The organism is Rhizobium mongolense subsp. loessense (assembly GCF_900099775.1).
GTDB lineage: Bacteria > Pseudomonadota > Alphaproteobacteria > Rhizobiales > Rhizobiaceae > Rhizobium > Rhizobium loessense.
Genome location: NZ_FMTM01000012.1, coordinates 53,120 through 78,077, shown reverse-complemented (window position 1 = coordinate 78,077; position 24,958 = coordinate 53,120). Strand labels below are relative to the sequence as shown.

Annotated in this window: 13 protein-coding genes and 1 pseudogene; 4 read left to right on the top strand and 10 right to left on the bottom strand. The window is 57.1% G+C overall.

What is annotated here, in order from left to right:
- Positions 1–7 precede the first annotated feature (7 nt).
- Both BLP23_RS27595 and BLP23_RS33890 read right to left on the bottom strand, forming a co-directional pair.
- Complete coding sequence (locus BLP23_RS27595) at positions 8–973, bottom strand: DUF3991 and toprim domain-containing protein (protein WP_092587924.1); 966 nt, start codon at positions 971–973, stop codon at positions 8–10.
- Between the two features lie 219 nt (positions 974–1,192).
- Positions 1,193–1,369: a hypothetical protein gene (locus BLP23_RS33890; protein WP_167364000.1), complete on the bottom strand. Its 177-nt coding sequence runs from the start codon at positions 1,367–1,369 to the stop codon at positions 1,193–1,195.
- Positions 1,370–1,855: 486 nt separating this feature from the next.
- On the opposite strand from BLP23_RS33890, the gene BLP23_RS27590 reads away from it, so the two are divergent.
- Entirely contained in the window at positions 1,856–2,698 is an 843-nt protein-coding gene (locus tag BLP23_RS27590; protein ID WP_092587923.1) for a DUF3800 domain-containing protein, read from the top strand.
- 47 nt (positions 2,699–2,745) lie between these two features.
- On the opposite strand, the gene BLP23_RS27585 is transcribed toward BLP23_RS27590, so the two are convergent.
- From BLP23_RS27585 to BLP23_RS27575, 3 genes are read right to left on the bottom strand one after another with little or no spacing between them, the layout of a single operon-like run.
- Complete coding sequence (locus tag BLP23_RS27585; RefSeq protein WP_092587922.1) at positions 2,746–6,003, bottom strand: error-prone DNA polymerase; 3,258 nt, start codon at positions 6,001–6,003, stop codon at positions 2,746–2,748.
- Complete coding sequence (locus BLP23_RS27580) at positions 6,000–7,511, bottom strand: Y-family DNA polymerase (protein WP_167363999.1); 1,512 nt, start codon at positions 7,509–7,511, stop codon at positions 6,000–6,002. The genes BLP23_RS27585 and BLP23_RS27580 overlap by 4 nt, the downstream gene beginning before the upstream one ends.
- Positions 7,432–8,196 (bottom strand): ImuA family protein, encoded by a 765-nt coding sequence (locus tag BLP23_RS27575; protein WP_092587921.1) that lies wholly within the window; start codon positions 8,194–8,196, stop codon positions 7,432–7,434. Before BLP23_RS27575 ends, BLP23_RS27580 begins: the two co-directional genes overlap by 80 nt.
- Positions 8,197–8,464: 268 nt before the next feature.
- Here BLP23_RS27575 and ligD point away from each other — a divergent pair, with 268 nt between their 5' ends.
- The 3 genes from ligD (at position 8,465) to BLP23_RS27560 (ending at position 12,712) form a co-directional block, all read left to right on the top strand.
- Entirely contained in the window at positions 8,465–9,517 is a 1,053-nt protein-coding gene (ligD, locus tag BLP23_RS27570) for a non-homologous end-joining DNA ligase (RefSeq protein WP_092587920.1), read from the top strand.
- Between the two features lie 56 nt (positions 9,518–9,573).
- On the top strand, positions 9,574–10,347 hold the full coding sequence (locus BLP23_RS27565; protein ID WP_092587919.1) for an SOS response-associated peptidase family protein: 774 nt from the start codon (positions 9,574–9,576) through the stop codon (positions 10,345–10,347).
- 136 nt (positions 10,348–10,483) lie between these two features.
- On the top strand, positions 10,484–12,712 hold the full coding sequence (locus BLP23_RS27560) for a ComEC/Rec2 family competence protein (protein ID WP_092587918.1): 2,229 nt from the start codon (positions 10,484–10,486) through the stop codon (positions 12,710–12,712).
- 26 nt (positions 12,713–12,738) lie between these two features.
- On the opposite strand, the gene BLP23_RS27555 is transcribed toward BLP23_RS27560, so the two are convergent.
- From BLP23_RS27555 to BLP23_RS27535, 5 genes and pseudogenes are all read right to left on the bottom strand, one after another.
- Complete coding sequence (locus tag BLP23_RS27555; RefSeq protein WP_092587917.1) at positions 12,739–14,787, bottom strand: Druantia anti-phage system protein DruA; 2,049 nt, start codon at positions 14,785–14,787, stop codon at positions 12,739–12,741.
- Between the two features lie 1,202 nt (positions 14,788–15,989).
- Positions 15,990–16,346, bottom strand: a pseudogene (locus BLP23_RS35395) (ATP-binding protein); the annotation flags it as partial.
- A gap of 132 nt (positions 16,347–16,478) precedes the next feature.
- Complete coding sequence (locus BLP23_RS27545; protein ID WP_092587915.1) at positions 16,479–18,458, bottom strand: DEAD/DEAH box helicase; 1,980 nt, start codon at positions 18,456–18,458, stop codon at positions 16,479–16,481.
- 3 nt (positions 18,459–18,461) lie between these two features.
- A complete protein-coding gene (locus BLP23_RS27540) occupies positions 18,462–24,017 on the bottom strand; it encodes a DUF1998 domain-containing protein (protein ID WP_092587914.1) in 5,556 nt (1,851 codons plus the stop codon).
- Positions 24,018–24,028: 11 nt separating this feature from the next.
- Positions 24,029–24,940, bottom strand: coding sequence for a hypothetical protein (locus BLP23_RS27535; protein WP_139187124.1), 912 nt, complete (start codon positions 24,938–24,940; stop codon positions 24,029–24,031).
- Between the last annotated feature and the right edge of the window lie 18 nt (positions 24,941–24,958).

The following is a 24,958-nucleotide window of genomic DNA, read 5'->3' as shown; positions in this document are numbered from 1 at the left end:
CGAAGCTTCACCCTTGATGCGGCCGGCGGGCATGCGGCAGGCCTCCTCTTCCTGCCCTCACTGTCCTTTCCTTCTTTTCTTCTTCTCGCGCTTTCAGTGCGTCATTCCAGTCCTCGGCCGGCGGCGTCATTCGCAACCAGTCGCAGCCGACCTCATCGGCAATGTCACGAAGCCGGCCGGCAAAGATCTCACCCTGACTATTGGCGTCGGTCGCCGCGACCAGAACAACACCAGGACGTGCGGCGAGTTTGCGGACCGCGGCGTCCGTCGCCGGCGACCATCCACCGCCGGTGCTGAGGTAGAGGCTGCCCTCACGAAGTCCCTCGAATGCCGCAAGGCTCATGGCGTCGATCGCCGCCTCGGTGACGCAAAGACGCAGGGCGTCGGAGGAACCAAGGCGAAACAGCACTTTCGATCCGCCCGTTGAAAATGCGCGCCACTCCGGGCCTCGCTCCTCCCAGCCAGTGACGCCGCCTTCGTCATTGACATGCGCAGCCCACATGCTGCCGTAAGGGCCTTCCCGGAGACCATCACTGCGGATGGCCTCCTGGATGATCGTTACAGGGAGGCAGCGCTCGGTGCGCAGATAGCGCCAGGTCATCGACCCTTGCCACGGGCGACGTCGTTTGGTCCACCGTTCCGAGGCGGAACTGCTATGCGCGGGCTTCCCGGCCGGGCGAGACCAGGCAGGACTCCTGGCGATGACGCCGATCAGCTCGGCAACCCGGTCGAGCGCCTCGACAAAAGTGATGCCGTCCAGATACTCCGCAAGACCGAAGATATCTCCTTTCGCGTCGGACAGCGGATCGAACCATCCCCTTCCTCCATGGATGACGATGACAATTTCCGCACCGCGCCGGTATTTTAATGCCTTGCGGGTGCTTTCCTTGACGTCGATGGCAAAGCCAGCCTGTTCCAACAAGGCTGCGCACAGGACACGGTCCCGAAGTTCTTCCAGCTTCTGTTTCTTCATTATTTTCCCGGCGCTTTCGCGTCCGCCCTTCTCTCCAGATTCATGTCTCCCGCAATTTGCGGGACCGTTTCCGGCAGTCCGCGAAGAGCAAAGGGGCAAGGGCGCGGATGGCAATCTGCTGATCTGCAGCTTGGCACCTACCGTCGGTGCCAAGGCGCGGCGAAGCTTCCCTTGCCGCCTGCCGCTCGCAAGCGGCACCTCGGAGAGGAAAATGCCGGCTCAATGAGCCGGCCAGGGATGGAATTCATGCACGATCTCCAGATCGTCTTCGTCATCGAGTTCGTCGCTCGGCAGAACGCCGAACTCGTCGCCGGACCTGAACAGCGTGACTGGAACCATCAGGGTGCGGGCGAGCTGAAAGGCGTGGTTCTGCGCGAGGGAAAGATCGGTGTGCATCTGAGGCTCCATCTTTGGAGCGGGCCATTCCCCGCTCGATGGCTCCCGTCAGTGTCCGGAACCGGTCGCGATCACCGCGAAGGCGCAGCCAAAGCGGCCGCAGCTTGCTAGCGGACCCCGTCAGCGGGTTGATCGACGGAGATCCGGGGCCGGATCAGGAAGCCATCCATCAAGAGCGGGATTGGGACGCTTCAATAGACGCCTCCGACCAACAATGATCATACTGATGCGGACCTTGTCGCGTTTCTCGATACCTTATGCTGTCTTCTTTTCGCTCCAGTCACCAGGTCAAAGTCCGTGCCCACAACTGCTGGATACGGGCCACATACGACGTGAAGCGCTGGACGTTGGCGAATGCGAGCCATGCGGAGCCGCCCCTTGAAAAGCCGACACGCAACCGATATATATTGGTCATAGTCGAGAGCGCTGATCCGTCGGTGTGTTGAACGATTGTTTCACTCGGCTTACCGAATTGGAGCGGACCGCATGCGGTCCGCTTTTTCGTTTCAGGGGGATTCGTTGCATCTACTATATCTCGACGAGTCTGGTCACTCGCATGATCCAAGCTCCGACTTCTTTGTCCTTGCCGGGTTTAGCATCTTCGAGCGCCAAACGCATTGGCTGGAAGCCCAGATAGATCCTGTAGCGGCGCGCTTCAGCTCGACCAATCCTCGAGAAATAGAGTTCCATGGAAACCCAATGCGCTCGGGCAACGGTACCTGGAAAGGGGTGCCTCCGAACGAGAGAGTTCAAGCCGTCGTCGACATCTTGTCGCTACTGGCCGACAAGCAGCTGCAGTTGAAGGTCTACGCTTGTGTCATCGAAAAGAAGCTCTTTTCTCCCAACGACATTTTGGCTCGGAGTTTCGAGGAAGTGGCTTCGTGTTTCGATGGATATCTGAAGACACTCTATAAGAAAAAGAACCCCCAACGCGGCTTGGTCATCCTCGACAAAAGCAATTACGAGGAGAAAATTCAAACCCTGTCTCATGTGTTCAAGCACGTGGGGCATGCCAACGGGCAACTTCGTAACTTTGCCGAAGTCCCGCTTTTCCTGGATTCCAAGGCATCGCGCCTGATTCAGATGGCGGATTTGATCGCCTACTGGATCTTTCGTCACTTTCAATCAGGCGACCAGCGCGGCTACAACCTCATAAGGCCGTACTTTGCCCGGTATGGCGTCGGGCCAGTCTCAGGCCTTCGCTTTCATGTCACGCAGGATACAGAGGCGCGCCTCGCATCGCTTCCCGATCCAACTCACCCGTTTCCGAAAGCAACACCGAAAGCTATTGCCGCCGACACCCTGCAAATTTCCACGCTTGAGGATTAATGCGGTTTGGAGGTGTATGCCCCTTCCGCACGCTCGGCTTGAGCATTTTAGTGAAAATTCCGGGCCTTCACCTTCAGCGTATCGATATGAAGGTCCGGCGTGAACAGGTCCCGCGGGACGACCGGCTTTGGCCCATCCCGAGAATCCGGCCCAACGCCACCATGGGCAAATTCATCGCCTCGTCCGGACGGCAGTCTGAACTCAGTATCCCGGTCAGCTAGCCCGACAAGGTCCCCCGACAGATCGAACAGCTGCTGTGCGACGAGGTGCACGACCTCCCCTTCTCGCTGGATACGCCCATTGATCGCCATCATCGAAGATCCCAACACCACGCGCCGGCGCTTCTCGAACAGCGAAGGCCATACTACGACATTGGCGGGCCCGGTCTCGTCCTCGATGGTGATGAACATGACGCCTTTGGCTGATCCCGGCTTCTGTCGGACAAGCACGAGACCGGCGGTATAAACCCACCGGCCGTCCCGCGCGCTCATTGCCTCTGCGCAGGTGATGATATTTCGTGCCGAAAGGTCCTCGCGCAGGAAGGCGACCGGATGTTGCCGCAGCGTCAATCCGGTGTGGCTGTAATCCTCGATGACGTTGTGCCCGTCCGTCATCTGCCGAAGCGCTACCTCCGGCTCCTGCTGCTCTGCAATCGCTGCCATTTCGCGCTCAGTCGCGACAGCAAACAACGGTAACGGCTCGTCGCGCAACGCCTTGATCGCCCAGAGGGCATCGCGCCTCTCGAGCTTGAGCGATGGCAGGAATGCATCGGCCTCTGCCAGTTGGACAAGCGCTTCGGTCGGAACACTCGACCGGCGCCACATGTCATCGACTGAGGCAAAGGGGCTGTCCATGCGCGCCGCGACTATCCGCGCCGCCTCCGCAACCGCCAATCCCTTCACCTGCCGGAAACCCAGCCGCACAGCATGACGATCGCTGCTTCCGATCCTTTCCAACGTGCAGTCCCAGCGCGAGCGGTTGACGCAGACCGGCCTCACCTGAACGCCATGCTTGATCGCGTCGCCAACGATCTGGGCTGGCGCATAAAAGCCCATCGGCTGACTGTTCAAAAGGGCGGCGCAAAACACATCCGGGTAATGGCACTTGATGTAGTTCGAGGCATAGGCGATCAGCGCAAAGGAGGCCGCGTGACTTTCGGGAAACCCGTATGAGCCAAAGCCTTCCAGCTGCGAAAAGGTCTTTTCGGCAAACTCTGGTGAATAGCCATTCTTCACCATCCCCGAAACCAGCTTGTCCTTGAACCGTGAGACGCCGCCGGTGAATTTGAAGGTGGCCATGCTCTTTCTGAGCTGGTCGGCCTCACCGCCGGTAAAACCAGCACAGACCATCGCCACCCGCATGGCGCTCTCCTGAAACAACGGCACGCCCAAGGTTTTGCCGAGCACCGCCTCCAGCTCCGGCGTCGGATAGACGACGTCCTCCTTGCCCTCGCGGCGACGAAGATAGGGATGCACCATGTCACCCTGGATTGGACCGGGGCGGACGATCGCCACCTGGACGACGAGATCATAGAAAGTGCGTGGTTTCAGGCGCGGCAGCATCGCCATTTGCGCCCGGCTTTCGATCTGGAAGGTGCCGAGCGTGTCAGCCTTGCGGATCATTGCATAGGTCGCCGCGTCCTCCTGCTTTATTTTCGACAGATCGAGATCATCGCCCTTGTGCTCGCGAATGAGATCGAATGCCTTTGCCATGCAGGTCAACATCCCGAGCGCCAAGACATCCACCTTCATGAATTTCAGAGCCTCGACATCGTCCTTGTCCCATTCGATGATCTGCCGGTCCTTCATCGTCGCCGGCTCGATCGGCACGAGATCGTCCAGCCGGTCATGGGTGAGGACAAAACCGCCGGGGTGCTGCCCCAGATGCCGAGGCGCACCCATCAGCTGCCGCGCGAGTTTCAGAGTGAGCGCCAGACGCCGGTCCTCGGGATTGAGATTGAGTTCCCTGATGTTTCGGTCGGGAACTTCTTCCGACCAGGACCACATGCCTGACGATAGCGCTTTGATGACATCCTCCGGCAGGCCAAGCGCCTTACCGACATCGCGGATTGCGCCCTTGGCCCGATAACGGGTGACGGTAGCGCAGAGTGCCGCCTTGTCCTTGGTATAGGTCTTGTAGATCCACTGTATGACCTCCTCGCGCCGTTCATGCTCGAAGTCGACATCGATATCAGGCGGCTCGTCGCGTTCCTGGCTGACGAAACGCTCGAAGAGGAGATCATTGGTCGAGGGATCGATCGATGTGATGCCGAGAATATAGCAGACGGCGCTGTTGGCGGCCGATCCCCTGCCCTGACAGAGAATGCCCTGGCTCCGGGCAAAGCGCACGATCGAAAACACCGTCAGAAAGTATGGGGCGTATTTCATGGTGCGGATGAGGTCGAGCTCGTGCCGCACGGTTTTTAGCACATCCGGCGGCAGCCCTTCGGGATAGCGATCCGGCACGCATTCCCAGACATAATGCTCCAGCGACGCCTGGGCATCCTTGCCGGGCACGATCGCCTCCTCCGGGTACTGGTAGGTGAGCTCCTCGAGGCTAAACTTGCAGCGCCTGACGATCTCCATGGTTCGTGCCAGGGCTTGCTCGTAGCGCGGGAACAGGCGCTCCATCTCCTCCGGTGGCTTGAGGAACCGATCCGCATGCCTCTCCCGCTCGAAACCGACATCATCGATCGTGCTATTGTACCGGATGCAGGTGACGATGTCCTGCAACTGCCGCCGGCCCGGCTCATGAAACAGCACGTCATTGGTGACGACGGTCTTCACCTTGAGCCGCGTAGCCATGTTGGAAATCTCATGCAGTCGCATCTGGTCGTTCGGTCGCCGGCGCAGGCAGAGCGAAACATAGGCACGATCGCCAAATAGCTCAGCCATCTTACGCAACTGGATAGCGCAAAGATCATCCGGCAGATCCGGCACCAGAATGCCAATCATGCCTTCCGAATAGGCGATGACATCCTCCCAGTGCAGGATGCAGTTGTTCTTGCCACCACGCGATTTGCCGAGCGTGATCAGCCGCGTCAGGCGCGAATAGGCAGCTCGGTCCATCGGATAGACCAGAACCGACATGCCATCCGCGAGATCGAGGCGACAGCCAACAACCAGACGCAGACCCGTTGCGCGCGAGGCTTCAAGTGCGCGGACGATGCCTGCGAGAGAATTGCGATCGACGACGCCGAGTGCCTCGATACCGAGCTGTTTGGCGGTCTCGAACAACTCCTGCGCAGATGAGGCGCCGCGTAGAAATGAAAAATGGCTCGTGACCTGAAGCTCGGCGTAGCTCATGCAAAGATCCCGTGACAGAACCAGCGATGGGACCCAGTATCCGGATCAACACCGTCGCCGGAGCGGAACACCCAAAGGCGCTCACCGGATTCGTCCTCGATGACAAAGTAGTCGCGCACGGCGTCCATTTCGGCGTCGCGCTGCCACCACTCCCCGAAAATGCGTTCCGGGCCGTCGGCACGCTTAACCTTGCGACGTTTGCCACGCCAGACGATGGAGACTGGCGGCCGGTCCGGCATCAGCGCAATCGCCTCGATCAGTTCCGGTCTCGGCAACAGACGGACGGGACGGCGCCAATGGCTGACCCAGGCAACAGCAACTGGCTCGGCGACGGGGCTGATCCGCTGGACGGAGCGTTCCGGCACATCGGAGGCGACCGGTGCGACGCGATAAACCCGCTGCCCACGGTTTCCGTAGAGGTCGATCAGCGGCGTGACATCAGTGATCTCATCCTCGACCAAAGCAGAGGCTTTCTGAGCCTCCTCGAGAGGCTCGGTTATCACGGCGAGCAGGACCAGCTTTTCGATCCCGAAGCCCGGCTCGATCTTTTCCGTCCGGTCCCGAAACAGTTTTGTCAGCCAGGCGACATCGCGGGCGGGCCTGGCGGTTCCGGCGCGGATGGCCTGTCTCGTACCATCGACCTTCTCGACGATCAGGTCGGCACGGCGAACGCCAAGCCCGCGCTTCTGGAGTTCGTCAACGAGTTGGACAACCAGACGGCCAACATATTTATTGATTGTTTCCGCAGCCCCGATCGGTTCGGCGAAGGCCTTGGAGACTTCAACCAGCTCTGCGGTGCGGATTGGCTCGATCGGCTCGGCGACACGACAGAGCATCTGGTCGAGACGGCGGCCGACCTCCGGACCGAAGCGCAATGTCAGCGGGGCCCGCGGGGTATTGGCAAGCTCGCCGATTGTCTGGAAACCGAGAATGCGCAGATCAGAGACGATCTTTGACGGCAGGCGCAGAAGCGAAATCGGCAGTTTTTCGACGGCACGGGCCGTCTCGCCCGGAGGAACGACAATCGTTTCGCGATTGATTGCGCGGGCGCAAGCATGGGCAGCACCCCAACTGTCGGCAACCGCCACGCGCGCCGTCAGTTTTCGGGCGAGAAACTGATTGGCAATCTTCGTCACCATCTGCAGTTCACCACCCTGCAGGTGGTCGGCGCCTTCTGTATCCATGACGATACCATCAATCCCGTCGACGGCGACGATTGGCGAATAGATCGTCAGCGCCCACAGCGTGATGCGCTCGAGCGCGGCGGCGTCGGCTCCAGAATCCGCATCGATGAGCATCAGACCGCGGAACAGCGACTGCGCCTTTGCCGCGGCCATGCCGACATGAACGCCGGCTTTTCTGGCAGCTGGATCCGCAGCCGAGACCCATCGCTTCGATCCGCTTCTCGCGATCACGGCGATTGGCTGTTCAGGCGGAATAGAGGGATCGGCTCGACGAATGCGCTCCGTCGGCAGATCCGGAAGATAGATCGAGACGACCCTTGTCATCGCACGCCCTCACGAGAAACTCAGCACACTCACCCGCTTTCACGCGCATCAATTCCAGAAACCATTGGGGCCTGCCCACGCCCGCTACCGGCAACTCTTCCGACGGCATCACGCTGACACGCCATCTGGTCGTCGAGGCCGTCGGCTGGCCGAAATCGTTCGCCTCCGTCTGCCGCCGCCATCGCCGGACCGCGAGCGCCATGGTTCCAGTTCGCTCGGCTGCAAGCTGTAAGCGGCGGGAACTGACCATGGGCAGGCGGACAAGCTCACCGACGACGGCGCCAAGTCCGCCGAAGGAAAGGCCTTCCTCCATATTGGCCAGAACGTCCTCTTCCTTGTCGGATTCAACGAAGATGACGCGGTCTGGATGCAGACCCACCTGGGCAAGCGCCGGAAAAAACAGATCCGGTCGCGTCAGACACCAGATGACGGGGCCTCTGGTTCGCGCGGCAATGCCGGCAACACAAAGGGCAGCAGCCGCGCCGTCGACGGTGCCCGAACCGCCGCCCGCAAACTCATGCAGCGCTCCATAAGCAAGACCTCCGCCAGGCAGCGCTGCATCGATCTCGGGAACGCCGAAGGAAAGCTCACCAGCCCGCTTCGCGGATCCGCCCTCCATTGACGCGATGCGGTCGCGCAAGTCGCAGATCACATCAGAGACCCCCTTGGGGCGGGCAGCAGTCATCGTTCACGGCTCCCTTCAAGGTCGTGTTCAAAGGATCGACATCATGTCGTACGGGCTATATGTTCATTGTTTGTTCTTATGCCGTCAAAGAGTCAAGCGAGGAATATTATCCCAGCATTAGCGATTCTGAAGATTCGAAGCGGAATCAAGCGCGTACGGGAGAAAGAAATTTTGCGGGCCTCTTGGGTGATTGGGTTTGCCCGGTGGATAGCGGGGATGGAGTGAAGACGTCACAATGTTCTTAAGATTTTTGTGCTGAACTCTCCCAATGACGAAGCCACCGAGATCAAAGCCGCTCCTTCGTGATACCGAAACTCCGATCCGCTCAAAGCCGCGTCGGAAGCGCAATCCCGCACAGCCACAGCTTCTGTTCGATCCGATGCCTGATCGCGTCGAGCCGGTGCTCGCGCAACTGAAGGCGCATCCGCCACGTGGCGACCAGTGGAGCTGGGAGCTGAAATGGGATGGCTATCGGCTCGCGGTTCATATCGAGCCGAAAGGGGTCCGCATCCTCACGCGTGGCGGCCATGACTGGACGCACCGGTTCCCTGCGATCGAGCAGGCTGCCCGGGCGCTCGGGCCGGCCACGATGATCATTGATGGCGAGGCGGTGGTACTTGACGAAGAAGGGCGGCCGGACTTTGGGTTGCTGCAGCAGTCGCTCGGTGCCTCCGGAAAAACGGCTGGCAATCGTGCCTCTGACGCCACCCTCTATGCCTTCGATCTCTTGTACCTTGATGGGCATGATCTGCGCGGGGTCGAATACCGGTCGCGCAGGCATCTTCTTGAGGACACGCTCGATGGTAAGGACGGCGCCATCCGTCTTTCTGAAACACTCGACGCCGAGCCAACTGTCCTGCTCGAGAACGTCTGCCACCTTGGCCTCGAAGGCATCGTCGGCAAGCATCTCGATCAGCCTTATCGCTCCGGCCGGACCGGCGACTGGGTGAAGGTCAAATGTGTCCAGAGCGAAGCATTCATGATCGTGGGCTATGAGCCATCCACGGCGTCGCCCGCCGGCTTCGGCTCGCTCGTGCTTGCCGCCTATCGTGGTCTTGATCTCGTCCATGTCGGAAGCGTCGGTACGGGCTTCAAGCAAGCTGAGATGATCAGGCTGCGCAAGATGCTGGACAAGCTGCGCTGGAAGGGGAAGCAGCCGCCTGTTCCCTATGCCGAAAAGGCAGACATCGTTTGGGTCGAGCCGACTTTGATTGCAGAGATCGAGTTTCGGGCCTGGACCGGAGACGGCAAACTGCGTCATCCATCCTACAAGGGCTTGCGGGAACGGCAGGACAACGCCGCCGTTTACAAGCTCGACTAGCGAACAGGAACACACCGAACAAACTGCATTCGGTCGCAACGGAGAGGATTGCTGCCATGTGTAATCTCTATCGGATGGAAGACAAGGACTGGGTCGCGAAATGGGCACAGGACGCAGAAAGCCTGATCAATCTGATGCCGGCCTATCAGATGAATCCCGACCAAATGGGGCCGATCGTCCGCAACACTATAGATGGGAAGAAGCAGCTCGTGCACGCCCGCTGGGGCCTGCCTTCGCCTCGCTTCGCCTTGGAAAAAGCGGCCAAAGCCAAGGCCGAGAAACTCGCAGCCAAGGGCAAGCCCTTCGATCTTGAAGAACTGATCCGCATGGAGCCCGACCGCGGCACGACGAACGTCCGCAAGCTCAATTTCCCGCACTGGACGCGATGGTTCGGCGTGGAGCACCGTTGCCTCGTCCTTGTCACCAGTTTTGCCGAGCCGGATCCGGCCAGCAAACAGGAAGGTGGTAATGTACCCAACGCCTGGTTTGCCCGTGATGAGGCGAAATCGCTGATGTTCTTCGCCGGCATCCATGTGCCACAGTGGAAAAGTGTCCGGAAGGTTCGGGACGGGCTCACGACCGACGATCTCTATGGCTTTCTGACCACGGATCCCAACGATCTCGTCAAGCCGATCCATGAGAAAGCAATGCCGGTTCTGTTGCTGACGAAAGAGGAGACGGACATCTGGATGCGAGCGCCTTGGGAGGAAGCAAAGGAGCTTGCTCGCCCGCTTCCGAACGATGCGCTCATCATTCTGTCACGTGAACCTTATGGATCATCGATCGTATCGAAGTCTGGCGAGCCGGTGGAGCAAGGCAGTCCAATGTAGCCCGCTCGTCGTTCCGGCCAGCTTCGTTTACTTCGTCTTCACCCGTTCAAGTCTGAATTGAAATCCGAATGCTAGCCAACAAATTATCGCTGCCAAATTGGAAGAGCACTCGCAACCGCCTAAGGCGAGAGACAAAATGGCTAAAGCAAAAGAAGCAGAGCTGAAGCTCGAACTGATCAATGTCGGTCACGGCGACGCTCTCGTCCTGCACTGGCTTCCAAAGACAGGCAAGCCGTCGACAATCCTGATCGATGGGGGGCCTGTCAAGGGCGCCGCCCGCGTGAGGGCAACTCTTGATGAGTTGAACGCGACGGCGATCGACCTTGCCGTGCTGACGCATTGCGACGCCGATCATGTCGATGGGCTCCTCGCTTATGTGCGCGGAGAGGGCGCCTTGCCCATCGACCATTACTGGGGGCCTTGCGTCCCTGCATTTCGGCGTCATGCGTGGCTTTTCCCGCCGCGTGTTGCAAGCGGCATCGATAAGACGGAAGACTTACAAAACGCTTTACCCGAATCCTGTGCCGTTTCGTGGCCAGTCGAAGGTGCAACGTGGACAAGTGCGGATGGTGATTTGTCCCTGAAGGTGATTTCCCCGGCAGGCCGGCTTATCGAACGTCTGCTCCTCGGCAGCGACACCCTGAGCCTGTTCTTGCAGGAGCCAATGCCAATGGGTTGGCTGCTGGAAAGTGTCGAGGAAGAGCCTGATGACGAGGACCCTTACGCTGATTTGCGCTTTGCTATTTCAACCTCGGAGATTACGCCGGACCGGATACCGAACCTTCCTACTTCTGAGCAGCCGGCGTCTGTCGATGACGTCGCTCACGAAGCAAAAGCCAAAGGCGTTGATCCGGAATTCTTCGGCAACTCGGTCCTGAACAATACCTCAATCGTGCTGTTGGTCGAGGCTCGCACCGGCTTAAGGACACAGCGCTTACTGCTGACGGGCGATCTTGAAAACTTCACTTATCTCATGGCCCGCTATCCCATGGGGCTCGGTTGCGAGATCGTAAAAGTTCCTCATCACGGCTCCTACAGCTATATCGACAGTGATCTGGCTTATGATGAGGTGTGGCAATGGATGCGGCCGAGGGCAGCGCTTGTCAGTGCGAACGGCAAACACGGCTTGCCTCGTCGCGAATTTCGAGATGCGGCACTGCGTTATGGCACGACGTTGTTCTGCACGTCGCGCCGCACTCGCGAAATCGTCACCGGTCCTCTGATCGAAGACTGTTGCAAAAACCAGTATAGGTGCAACCATCAGGCGCCTGTCTCACTGACCATCTCCTCGCAGGGTGTGCAATCCGAAGGGATAGCTTGCGCCCGCGGCAATCAAACGGGGGTGATGCCGGTTATCGAGGTTCGCCAGCATACTATTGATCCCAGCCCAATATTGTCGGCGATGGCCGAAGGGGAGATTCGTAAACATATAGACTGGGCGGTCACTTGGCTGCGAGAAACTTTGAAGGAACGCCAGAATCGTCCCGCTGATGTCCATTTACCTCCCCTTTCGATCAAAACTCTCTCGAAAGCGGCCAGCGGCGCCGGCCGGGTCGGAGCAGCAACGCAGATGGAACTCATTCTTGAGCGGGCTGCGCGATCGGGCAAAGTGTGGCTGTCTCGAGGCGACAGATACCGAAGAGATGGCAGTAGGAGCGTCTGGCCCCTGCCGAACAGGGAAGAAAACAAGGCGTTCAGGGAATGGATCGATGGCTTCAGTGTTATACAGTTGGCGGTCACCGACCGACATGCTGGCACGGCACGCGAAGAGCTAGTTTATGCCGCCGACACGACTTGGCTCGCGAACCGCTTCGCCGAAGCTTTCGCATTTCCAGTTGCGATATTCGAAGATGGAATTTGGCCGCCATTGGTTTCTCATCTTCTAAAGACCCGCTCGATTGGAATACGCACCATTGACGGTTCCGGGTATCGATCATCTGGCCCATCGATCGCCATTATTCTTTTCAAGGAGATTGATGCCGAGACGGCCTTTAGGAAACTTGTCGAGAGGCTCGAGGCGGTGGACAGCCAAGAACTCGAGGACTACCTCACGGCGGTCGTCAAATACTCGTACACTACCTCCGGGCCCGCGCCGAAATGGCCCCCAGCACTTGACCAGGCCGTTACGCAAATGCAGCTCGAAAGTCCGTCGATCCCAAGCGGGCTGGTGGGAAACAGGTATGGTTCCTCGTTCGAATTCGTTGGTTTATCGACAAGCGCAAAGCAGCTCGCGCGTTGGATGGAACTCGTCCCGTATGGTATGGGCGGACAACTGCCGGAGGCTCTTCTACGGCCACTATTGGCCAGCCTCATTCTTTCGGGATTCGAAGTTCTCGAGCGGACTAAGCCAACTCGCTCTCCCTGAGCTATTTGATTCTCATGATGTGCACCCTATCTTCCATCAGCGAACGCGAGCAAGTCAGAGACATCGTCCGGGTGAAGGCTCGCCTGGACGCTGTGAGGCCCGAGTTCTTGCAGCTTCGAGAGGGTTTCCGCCCTTCGGCTTCTCGGGCTTAACCACCGCTGACGCCAAGCGTCGGCAATCGCAGCGGCGGGCTCGCCTCGAGCAGTCGCATTAGATAATCCTAAAAGCGCCTTTCTTGCTTCCGAACCAAGTTCGCAGGCATAGAACAACCGCGGTGTTGCATGGTGAAGAATGGTGTCACTGTCTAGACCAAGGGCATCGAGACCCTCTCTCATCTGCCGCAATCTTGGACTGGTGCCCTCGCCGAAACGGTTGTTGATGCGTCGTGAAAAATGCCTAGATTGCGCCATGGACCGAAGGGCATTTGCGGTATCGGTTCCGAGATGGAGAGTTCCATATCCACCGGTCAGGCTGCTGCCGATCGGCTTCCAGGAGACATCAGTTTTTAATTGTGAGTTGCTCTTTGCTTGCACCGAAAGCCGGTTGTACTGGCTTGAACCGATGCCATAGAGGCTGGTTGTCGTGAGAATACGAAGATCCGCCGGCTTAGAGATGGGGCGTCCGGCCATTTGCGAAGCTATTACGCTGACCTGATTGCTGTATCGACGTTTGTAGGCGCACCGCACTTCCTCCGAAGCCAAAAGCAAGGCCACGAGCTTGCCGCCAAGTAGTTCATTGTAAGGAGCGACCGCTCCGCAGACGCTGACGTCGGCGATCCTGCTCGACAATCCGGCCTTCCTGCACTCGGTCAATACGATATCGATAGCACGTTGACCGCTACGACCGGCCAGCAGTTGCTCCAGCGCCAGCGCAGGCTCCTCGTCTAGCCGAGCGGCGCGGAACATCTGCCGAGCAAATAGCAACTGCGCAAGGACTTCGGCGCGCTTGCGGATGAATAGGAGATCATTGGATAGCGCCAGCCAATCTGCGTCGCTGGCATAGCTCTTGACCGCGCCTCGCAGCGGTGAAATCGGCTCTCCTTGATCCTTGCGGGCGTCGAAATGCGAGCGCAACTCCATTTCCCTGGCATAGGCTGCTCCGGCAGCCTTCTGCTCCAGGCGCAAGACTGTAGCCTCACTGGGCTCCGCGATCTCCTCCGCCCTCACTAGATCGTCCCACCGAATGGCAGCGAGCGATTGTTCCAACTGTGAGAGCAACGACAGAGCAAGCTTTTGGGGATCGAAAGAACCACTCTCTAATCGGAGCTTGGTTTCCTCTCGTAGCCATCCAATCCATCGGTCGCGCACATTTACGCGCATTACCGGACTCGCGAGCATGGCAATGCCAATGATCGGATACCTTGGTCGGGCAGCATTTCGGATCAGGATCAACAATTGTCGGCCCGGTATTGGCCGATATTCGTGTGCCCATGTATGACGGAAGTATCGCCATATATCGATTAGTTTGAGTCCCGTGTATGGGCAGCAATTTCCAGCCTCGCAAATCTCAATCACGGGATCAATGAGTTCCGCAAGGGCGGCCTGTCGTTTGTCGTCCTCTTCCTCATTTATCTCCGACAAAGCCTTGGACAGCGCCATCCCGTCGTCGATAAGATCCAGAACTGAGCTCTTATGCCCGCTTGACCTGACAGTACGCTTTTCCATCTTGCGAATAAAAGAGACGACAGACGGCTCCCTAAGTTGTCGTTGGCGCGCAGTCTGCAGCGCAATTCGAACTCGCGCTTTGACGTCATCGACCGTTTGGCTGCCAGATCGTGTAATGCCGGGCGGCTCAAAAAGGATATTTCCGTCGTTGACCGTGACGCGCCACCCCTGCTCGACTAGATCAGCGACCAGGAGGCAGATTGCCCTGAGCTTGAGGCTCGCGCCATCGTCGATATACTGCCGGGCGAGATCTCGGAGGGCGTCGGCGAAGCTTGGTGGCGCACCATCACCGACCTTGAATAGGAAGTGAAGTTGCTCTTTTTCAGCTGGCGCTAAAAAAGGCGAGAACGACCGGACCGGACCTGGCCCCCGGGATCCTTGAGGTAAACCCTTACTTGTTTTGGTCGTCATCTGCAGTTCTATTCACAGTGTTACACATCAGGTTGGTCTGGCCACGCGGCTATACACCAGGCAGTTAGCAAGTCACCATATTCATCCTTGGCTCGCGTTCCAGTAGAACTCGCTTGGTTGGCAAGCATATTGACAAGTTTCTGCAGGGCATGCGCACAGGCCATCGCTCCCGCGGATCCATTGAAGAGTGGATGCGCTTGATTAGCAGCCAAACCGCCCACTCCGTCCATTACGAGCAGAGAATGAAGAGGAGCAGCAGCCTTTGGCGCTTGCTCTGTCAGGCATCTCTTTTGAACGACCGCCGCTAGGGGCTTAGGCACTGGCGCTCGGGACACCGCCTCGAAACGGAACGACTTTGCCTGTTTCACCTTACCGCGCAGTTGCTCAATAGCCTTGTGAATCCCTGCCTGGCGCAGGGCGTCCCATACCATGGCCGTAACTGATACTTGTTGCTTTGACGTTGTGACACCGAAAAGTTCGTCAAGTGTGGCTGAAAACTCGATCTCAACACGAATATATCGATCGTTGTTGATAAAAACGGTCCATGGCAACCGATTTTGAACATCTATCAACCGACCGTTCCGGCTGAAGATTATACCATGATAGTCTTTCAGGATCGGAAAGCGTTGGTTGGCGTTGAGACCGACAGCATCTCGAGTTTTGTCGAGTGCGCCAAATGTCGGCGGTAGCCAAGAGTAACGCAGCGTGACGAGCCCGTCGCGGCCCGACGCCGGATTTGTGATTGAGAGCGTTACCGGTTCGAGCGGGACCGCGCGGTCATCGTCAAGGCCAAAGTAATCAGCGGAAGGCGTAAGAAAAAGCGGGTCAACTGGCCGGACGCGAGTTCCATCCACGTAAAGCGCGGCTAAATCTGATATCTTATGATAAGTGACCCCGAGATGGCGAAGGAGGTTTGTTCGCATTCCCAGTGCGGTGGTCCACTCCACGCGATCAAGTTTTTCCAGAACAACTATTGTTCCTGAGCGCCATCCCTGCGGATAGTGTTGCTGGATATGTTGGGAGACAAAATCAGGAAGTTCCGCTGGCTGGGCATCAGGCAGGCTGATCAGGCCATTGGCAGCCCGATAGGAACCAAGCTCAAGATCATCAAGGTCGAGGCAGACCTCGAAAATTGGCGCACGGTCCAACTTTGACAGGATTCTGAAGCATCGCGCAATGCTAACCGCAGCGCACGGAAGGCCGTAGCCATAGCGTCCCAAGCCTTCACGGTCGTCCTCCCGATGTGTTCCTCCCCACATCATTGCAAGCCGCATCATTGCCGCAGGCATCCCGTGTCCGTCGTCTATGATTGCGATCCGATTAGGTTTTTTCGCGGACCCGTCGTCGGAATATCCGAAGACGAGATCAATTCGCTGCGCATAGGCCTGAATTGAATTGTCGATAAGTTCAGCAATGGCATGCAGGTTGCTGCGATAGCCGATGTGCCTGATCCCCCGGATGAAGGCCTCGTCTATGGTGAGCCCGTGACGCGTAACCGCCTCGTGCGAAAAAGCATACGCTTCTTGCCGTAAAATGATGTCCTTGCTCGCCGAAATCATGTCTGCCCTCGCCGCCGCTTACGGTTTATCGATGAGTGGCTAGAATGACGTGATAACGCTGCGCTGTCAGCTGATTAATGAAGGAGACGGCATTTTTAACCTTTTTGGCCCGATCACCCTTCTAACGAAAAATCATGCTTGAACTATCCATTGAACAAAGTCGCGGCGCTTGTCGTGCACAACCATCAGAGCCGATTTTAGCACACTCGGCGGCGCCCCCACATTGACGACAATCGTGTCCATCGCTCTTGTCAGCGGGATCATAATCCACCGGGCAGCATGAGCCGCAGCGTTTTCCTCCGGGCTCGTTAGCAAATCGTCGGTTTGTCGTCCCGACGAAATCATCTGATTGAACTTGTAGTCCCAAAGCTGATCCAGGCCAAAATTTATGGACGTCCACGCTTCCAGACCGCGACACGAATCATACTGAACGAACCGAAGCTCGTCACGATGGCTTGCGAAAAACTCTCGCACGTCACGAGCAGTTCCATCCCAAACTCTGCCGCCAGATTTCACATAATGCTCGGCGGCTGTGCATAGACCATCTTCGCTGGTTGTTCGAACCATGGATGGTGGTACGCACGCCAGCATGTCAACGGGATGATTGCCAAGGGCCAGGGCCTCTGATGCCAAATCGTGCAGAATTTGGGGTCGACTATAAAGATCGCCCTCGATGATAATCACACGTCCGCCTGCAGCATCGCTGTTCGGCTCAACATCCCAGTCGTGAATTCCGAGAGCGTTTGCAACGTCACTAGCGAACGTCGCGACGTTCGACTTCATGCGCATACTGCGTTTCAAGCGACGAGACTGGACGCTTCCTTTTGCCATCCCGGTGATCCAGTCCGCCACACCATCACGCACGAACTGATCGACGCCATCCGAGACAGTGATGCGTTCGGTCCCAAATATGCGTCGCAAGATGTCGATTTCGTCTTGCGGCCAATCCTGCCCCTCATCAACGAATATAAGATCCCAATCGAAGTCCGCCGGCGAGCCGCGTCCGAGCTCAAGGATATCATCCGTGCTGATCGCACCCGATTCTAAGAATTCGATGAGATTGGCCTTATGGAGCTCAAAGTTTTCGAGGAACCCGTCGTAATCGGAGATCACACCGAGCGCCAGCATAACTCTGCCAAAAAATCCGTGAGCGGTCTCGATTGCAATCCCGCCGTTTTCGACGCTCCGGGGAACACCGAGAAGAGCCATCGTTCTTCGGAGGTCCGCAACCAGAGCTTTGTTGAATGTGAGCAGGAGAGAGCGCTCTTGGCGTTGATCATATGAGCGATAAGCCATTTGTAGCAGATTGACTGTCTTACCGACCCCTCCTCGGCCCCTGAGGATAATTTGACGCTTGCCGAGATCGTCTAGCCACTCATCGGGCACGGATTTCTTTGCGACGATATCCATCCGCCGACGGTCGAGCGGAGTTGGCTCAATCGCTTCGAAGAGGCCAAACTTGCCCGCGAGCAACCTCTCGAACGCTTCATCCGCTCCAAAGGAAAGCGTCACGCGATTCCCGCTACGATGTGGCCGGGAAATTTGTCCAAGAACGTTTAGGTATCGCTCGAAACTTGCATCATTGGCAACGCAGTTATGTGGCCGTTCAGGCAAGTCAGCCTCACGAAGTCCTGTAAACAGAACCAAATCCTGCACATGAATGCGATCAAGGCCGTGCCGGGCGAGATACTTTTTTAACTCGAACATTTGCGTTCGGTTTTTTTCTGTAACACATTCCCACTTCGCGGTTCCATTGCGCATGTAACGGACGGAAGCGACCTTGTCATCAAAGTGCACACCACCAGCATCATGAGATTTGACTTCGATGAGAAGGGCGAAGTTCTTAACCCAAGCCTGCCGTGGCAGGAATGGTTCTCCATCTCTGGGGTAAAATTTGAACTCAACAGCAAATTCTCTTGGCTCGTCCAGTAGTCCAACCACCACGAGATCTAAATCCTCGACGGCTTGGCCGTACATCTTAAAGCCGACGAAAATTTTCACCTTGTCGCGCCTGCTCTGGGCTAAGTCCGGCCAAACGTTCAGCAGCAAACGTCTGATATGAAGTGCAGCTTCAAATTCCTGCCCTTCCTTCACGCCAACAATCTCGATCACCTGTTAACCCTCTAGTTCCGCTTTAACCTTGCGGGTTGCGTCCGCAAGATTGCCCCTCACGAGTAGCTCATTGAGGACATATACGCGGGTCGCGTCTGGATCGAGTTGGATCGCCGACATGATAGGGTCCGCTGGGTGTCCATCAGTTAACCCCCCTGATAGGGCGATGATGATCTGAGAGCCATCTATCGCTGTCGCGACAATTGGAACCTCCAATAAGCCGTGTCCGGGGACATCGATTGGTTCGAAAATTCGAACGTCGTAGCTCGGACTCTGACGTTTCAGATCGTCTCCTAGTACGATTGTTGAGTTCCTGATCCGCGCCGCGTTGAACGGGACTATTTGGCCGTGAACGAGGTATTCCAGCAGTTCACAGCCGACGTGCCTGTCGAGAAGAGAATGTTCGAATTTGTTCTTGAAGCTCCGCAGACACCGATAACATGACGAGTCACAGTTGTCGGGGCACTCCCTCATAAGCTTCAAAGCTCTTTCAAAGAGTTCCAAGCCTTTTTCCGCGAGTTGAGAAGCAAACCCTGCGCCGCCTGGCAGAGTGTCGTAGAGAAAAATCTCAGCTTCGAGTCCACTCCGTCCTCCTGGTGTCAGCGCCGGGCGATACTCAGCCATCAACTCGCCGGGTTCAATTTCAAGCATGTTGCACGCAGCTTTCGCCAAGGCTTCACTCGCCGTTCGCAAAGCGACGTTCGTCTCAAATCGGGCCGGCTTGAGCTTAAGCGGTGCAACTACCCTCAGCGAGAACAGGGCAATGTCAGTGATGAAGTCGGTTCCAAGCACAAGCCGACGGGTGAGACCGGCGCCATCACACATCGGTTCCTTTTCATCCGGGAATGGCTTTCGATGCGGGCCCCCAAGCGTACCGGTTGCTTCGATATGGCTCTCAATTCTCCCGCAGTGCGTACAATAGTCATATCCCTCGCGTTTCGGTCCCGTGTTTGAAACGAGAAGATGGCTTCTGTCCGGCATGACGCGAACCCGATCGCTGACAACCCGCCAACGCTCGTCGTCTCCTGGTGTTGACATAGTCAGTTTGGCGCGTGTGGCATAAGATGTCTCCGGCATGTCATCCGGAGACGTGACCTCTTCGGCGTCAACTGGGTGAGCAAATCCCGGCGGCCGCAGCCAAAAATGGGCCGGCCCGAAACAATCGTCGGATCCGCAGGCCCTGCAATCGCGCTTGTCGCCGCGCTGAAGGCCGCTGTCCAACTCAACAGTTTCCGCAAAGCTACATTCCGAGCATTCCATAAACAGCCGCCGCTTATTCCAAGCATCCCGCCGATCCTGGGGCATAGCCGCGTAGACGGCACCAGAGGTGTAGCACTTGCCGGAAATCCAGACCTGCTTACCGGGCGCGTATTGGGATAGGGCAACGGGCAAACTCTGCGAGGGGGCAAACTTCATGATCGGTCGATACGACTTCGAGCGCTCTTCGTCGAATACGCTGAACGTCGCTACGTCGGTTGGAAAAGCGTATCGTGGCAAAACGCCCTTGTAGAGGAGCCGGTCGAGCAGTTTTCCGTCCGCGGCCACTTGCGGAGGCGGAGACTCTTCTCCTGCCTCCATAGGAACTTCGATGGTCTCCTCATCCTCTGCGGCTTCGCCTTCGTCCGCCGTAATTTCCTCCGCAGATCTGCTTGCAGTAAGCGCGTTATCAATTTCCTGAAGGCAATCCTCAGCCATCGCTTCCAGAAGCTTGTCACGGTCGGCCTCAGAGAGCTCAGTTGGCAACCAGGATAATGCCCGCGATCGCAGACGCTGGGTGTTGCTTTTTAACCAGTCGCCGAAATCCTTTCGGTTCAATGTCCCCGTGCCAGAGTGAAACGCGTGAACCGATCCGAGAACCGAAAAAAGGTCAGGATTTGCGGCCAGATCGAATGCAGGAATTCGATCTTGGAGATACGACTGGATAATAAACGCGCGGATGTGGCGCTTGACGATCTCTGGGTTATCCAAGGTCAGTTTGGGATCGACAACGGGACCGGCAATCATAGCCTCGGGATCGCTGAAATAGTGCTCGTCATGGCTGTCAGCGCTTCCGAAAGCTACCACCGTTGCAACAGCGTTTCCACGACGGCCGGCGCGGCCGGCACGCTGTTGATAGTTCGCACGACCTGGCGGCATGTTCCGCAGGGCAACACCAGACAACGCTCCGATGTCGATACCGACCTCCATAGTCGTGGTGCTCGAAAGGATGTCGATCGCCGTAACTTTTTTGGGGCGGTCGATCCACGTCAATTCGACATCTTGAAACAGAAGCTCGTTTTCTTCGGCTTTCGAAAAGACATCTTCGCTCTGCGGCGCATTCAATTGGGCCGTATGCTCGGCTGCGATAAGTGCCATTGGCGGCTCTGATGCGTCTTCAAGAACTGTTGCGACAGGCGCTCGGTAATATCCTTTTCGGGCGACGAAGACCGGGTCATGTTCCGGGTCCAGCTTCTTGATGTTAGATGAGCCACAGTCTAGGCACTGAGGGATCCGCGGCACTGGCCTGTGAACTGATCGGCAATCCTCGCAACGCACCCAATCGCCATCAAGCTCAAGCGCCAGGTTCCGTCCAAGAAGGCGCTTGAAACCGTTGTCGACGTCTTGTGTGAACGATGCATGCAGCCGAGGCTCCCAGTTCTTCTCAAATATTTTGTAGGCGGCTTTATCGCCGATGATTTTCTTCATCGCTGCAAAGGAGGATTTCCTGCTTCGAACGCTTGTCCCGCCTCCTTTGCGATTGTACCAACCCGGGGGCATCATGTTCAGCCAGAAGCCCTCTCGATGCCAGCAGCGCAGCCAAGCACGCGCGAGTGCGATTTTCTCGCTGTCTGTCTCTGCAAATCCTGGAATTTTAGGCAGCGCAAGGATGCTGGCTTGCTTGTTTGCTGCCTCTCTGATCGATGCCAGCGCCAGCGCTTCCAAACCAAGGTGCTTGTCCCGGACGGTCTTGATTATATCATCAAGCAAGGCGCTAGGCGGCGTTTCGTAGACAAATTCATTACGAAGACGGACGAGCCGCATTTCGTTTTCCAGAGCACCGTCGGCAACGGCATCATCGACCAGGTTCTCAGCAAAGAATTCGCCGTTCCGCATTTCTGGCCGTAAACGGACCCCGAGCGCTCGGGAAGCTAGCGTGACTGCCAGGTAAAGATCTTCCAGATTGAGATTGCCGGACAGCAGGGACGACTGATTGAGCCGGCCAAATCCCCAGACGATCAGAGAACGCAGAGCGTCCCGCACGGAATACATTTGAAGGTTCGGCGCGAGCCTCGCTGCCACCTGACGGGAATCGGAAAAAACTAGAACTTTTCGGCCGCGTAGAGGCGCAAACGCGGATGCTGGCTGAGTACCGGGCGGCTGCACCTGAATCTGTCGAGACACCAGCGCTTGGAACGGCTGGTCTCCCTTGGTTTGGTGGTCTTGGATTGAAGTGCGCCCAAAACTCGCCGTCTCACCGCAGACAGCACATGGCGTGAACTGCCCCCGCGCCTCCAGTCGTGTATCGCTTTGCCCCTCGTCGTCTGTAGCCGGTGTTGTTCGATCTTTCCGAATGTAAACGCTTCTCATCCTCGATCCAGGAAGATCCGGATCGAGTTGCCCTGTCAAAAGATCATAACTCGCGACTTCAGCGACACCGGATTGACGTGGTTCCTCTAGAAGAAGATCAAGGTCGAAAAGCTGGCCCACCTCCCCTGCATGCATTTTCATGCGCTGCCCAGGCTCGGACCAAAGCGCATTAGGCTGATCGACGTCATTGGTGTACGCGCGAGCGTGGGCCGCGCCGCAATTGCGACAGGTAAAGAACTGCAATACCCGGGCACCGCAGTTGCACTGTTCGCGTGGCTGCCCGAACATCTTGCCGCATATGCCCGACTTCTCGTCAGCCTGAACTTCGCTGCAATCGGCATCCATGCAGACCCACAATCCCGGCAAACCGCGATAGAAATTGTGGATGCGGCACGGCAGCAAACCAGCTTCATCAACAGATTCTCGTGCGACGCTTCCGAGCGCCAACAGGGCTGTCAACGCGCTGCCGGCATTTGCCTCATCCTCAGGGAAAAGCATCGGAGCAAGCTTTTCCAGCGGTTGCGCCGCTTTCATCGTCGAGTTGATAAGGAGAGCAATCGGAGGGTATGATTCCAAAGCCCGAAACAGGTCACGCTCAAGGTCGCCGGTTGGTTGGATATTGCGGTAAGTCAGAAATGGACCAATTGCCTCGTGCCGGTCGGCAGCTTTTGAGGAGTAGAATTTTCCGAGATCAATCGCCGCCAGGACGGCTTCGTCAGCTATGCTTGCCGCGGCCGAGTTTGCCTTTAGCTTTAACTGCCCGGTTACAGTTTTGAAGGTCTCCGCGGAAACGCCAGCGAGAGCAGCCCCAAACTCCCCTGCTTTATTGGCGTCATTAAAACTCGCGGTCGCACAGATGACTTGAAAGCGTTCCTGAGGAATGTCCAAGCGATCGCGCAGACGCCTTAGAAGCAAACCGACTTCAGCGCCGGCAGCACCTCGATAAAGGTGAGCCTCATCAAGCACGACCGTGATTTTCTCATCGGGGTTGGCAGCCAGCCACGTTTTCGTGTCGTCAAATATTGAGCGCTCGATCGGCCTCATCAACATATATTCGAGCATCGAGTAGTTCGTCACGAGGAGATCTGGGCACGCGGCCTGAACTTCGTGGCGAGTAATCAACTCGGAGTCGTCGGCTAATGTGACCGCGCGAAGAAATTCTTCCGTCGTCTTGTCGAACCAGCGCGCGTTCTTCGCTCCGAACCAAGCAGCTAGATCTGGCTTCGCAGGCCACTTCCCCTTCTTTTTGAGTTGCGCCTTGAGATTCGACGCTTGCGCATGATTTTCCGCGTCGGGATCCGCCGCCTGCCGTTCGATCTCCACGAAGAATTCCTCAAAGGAGGCAAGTTTCTGCGGATCCTTTTTTCGGTTGCGAACGCCTGCATAAGGAGTCCTACTTGTATAGCGCGCAAAAGTCGCCGGGCGCCCGGCCCAGCCGTTGAACAATTCGGTTAGTCGCGGATCACCAAAGATTGCCCGCATTCTGCCCAACTGGTCGTTGACGAGAGCGTTCATGGGATAGAGTAGGAGCGCGCGCATCGCGCGATGGTTTTTAAAGGCATCCGGGCGCTCGGCAGCCTCCCTGGCTAGCTTCCCGAGGATAGGCATGAGAAACGATTCCGTTTTGCCGGATCCTGTTCCGGTCATGATGACCAGGTTTTTGCCGGCGACCAGGGCGCTTTCGATCGCTTCCTTCTGATGTGTATAGGCAGGATTGTGTAGAAGCTTTGGCAGATTGCCCTTAGCGACCGATAGTTCGCTAAGGACCGACAGGGTTGAGGGGGGCAATCCGGCGATCTCCTCAAACCGATCGCCGGTCTGATATCGAGGTGTCGATTCCATATAAGGGATCTGATGCGTAACACCGTTGCGTTCAAGGAGTGTACGGCGTTGGGCGATAAGTTGGGCATTACCAATATGGTAGGTGGCTTCGATGTAGTCCTTCAAAGACCCGTGTAAAGATTCGATTGTTTCTTGAATTGTCTTGGACATTGTTCACCAGTTCAATTTGCGGCACGGGTCAGGAATAAAAAGGTCGCAAGGAATTGCTCGGTTGCCGGCATCTCGGAAATCGGGACGTCGAATGAAAGGAGACAGGATCGCGCCGGAACTTTCTGCCCCGCAAAAATGAGCGCTCGTGTGGCCCAGTCTGGAATCGGATGGAATAGATCGAAACCGGCCATATCATCTCGGATGCTTACTCGATATGTGACTGGCCTCCCTTGCAGGGATTGCAGCGCCAACATCAATCTCCAAGCGATATCACAACCCCGCCAACGTTCCTCAGGTTCAGGAAACTCAAGAAGCTTTATGACGTCACCGTTGGCAAGTTCTGCATAACCCCATCGATCGGCGCCGTAAGCCTGAGCACGGCGGATTACAAAACGGCCAGATTTCCCTTTCGCGTTCTCCCAGCGAACCCTGTAGCCGGCACGTTCGGAGTTGTGATTAAAGACGCGCAAGTCTTCCAGATCCACACCGCTACCGGAGCTTGTGAGTCTTAGATCTGCACGGTCGACAAGCTCTTTCGAAGAGAGATTTTTGGGATGCCGGAGCCAACTCGCACTCGAAACTTCCCTGAGACCAAGCGCGTTAAGCAGAGCGCGTAGATCCTCACCTTCCGTCGGATAGATCTTTCTGGATACACCTCGGATTACAACCCGATCGCGCACCGCGGCCGGAAGCGGAGTTTGCTCATCTGGGGTCAATCCGATGATGTTCGCAGCATCGCCGAGATGGATAACGAACCCGGGCGGAGCAGCGAATAACCAAGTCCCTTTAATGTTTTCGTCGACCGCAGTGACATCATTCAATTCGAGAAGGTCGCCGATGGCCACGAGAGCGTCAATCGTTTCTTCGACCTGCTGCAGAAAGCTATCAGGATTCGACACCAATCCACGATGGGCTTCCGTCATGGCCCTTACGAGGGTCTT

Excerpts from the sequence above, each read along its gene's own strand:
- BLP23_RS27555 (WP_092587917.1), bottom strand. The coding sequence starts at position 14,787 with ATGACGACCAAAACAAGTAAGGGTTTACCTCAAGGATCCCGGGGGCCA.
- BLP23_RS27580 (WP_167363999.1), bottom strand. The coding sequence starts at position 7,511 with ATGACAAGGGTCGTCTCGATCTATCTTCCGGATCTGCCGACGGAGCGC.
- BLP23_RS27560 (WP_092587918.1), top strand. The coding sequence starts at position 10,484 with ATGGCTAAAGCAAAAGAAGCAGAGCTGAAGCTCGAACTGATCAATGTC.
- BLP23_RS27535 (WP_139187124.1), bottom strand. The coding sequence starts at position 24,940 with ATGACGGAAGCCCATCGTGGATTGGTGTCGAATCCTGATAGCTTTCTG.
- BLP23_RS27540 (WP_092587914.1), bottom strand. The coding sequence starts at position 24,017 with ATGTCCAAGACAATTCAAGAAACAATCGAATCTTTACACGGGTCTTTG.
- BLP23_RS27575 (WP_092587921.1), bottom strand. The coding sequence starts at position 8,196 with ATGACTGCTGCCCGCCCCAAGGGGGTCTCTGATGTGATCTGCGACTTG.
- BLP23_RS27595 (WP_092587924.1), bottom strand. The coding sequence starts at position 973 with ATGAAGAAACAGAAGCTGGAAGAACTTCGGGACCGTGTCCTGTGCGCA.
- BLP23_RS27565 (WP_092587919.1), top strand. The coding sequence starts at position 9,574 with ATGTGTAATCTCTATCGGATGGAAGACAAGGACTGGGTCGCGAAATGG.
- ligD (WP_092587920.1), top strand. The coding sequence starts at position 8,465 with ATGACGAAGCCACCGAGATCAAAGCCGCTCCTTCGTGATACCGAAACT.
- BLP23_RS27590 (WP_092587923.1), top strand. The coding sequence starts at position 1,856 with ATGCGGTCCGCTTTTTCGTTTCAGGGGGATTCGTTGCATCTACTATAT.
- BLP23_RS33890 (WP_167364000.1), bottom strand. The coding sequence starts at position 1,369 with ATGCACACCGATCTTTCCCTCGCGCAGAACCACGCCTTTCAGCTCGCC.
- BLP23_RS27585 (WP_092587922.1), bottom strand. The coding sequence starts at position 6,003 with ATGAGCTACGCCGAGCTTCAGGTCACGAGCCATTTTTCATTTCTACGC.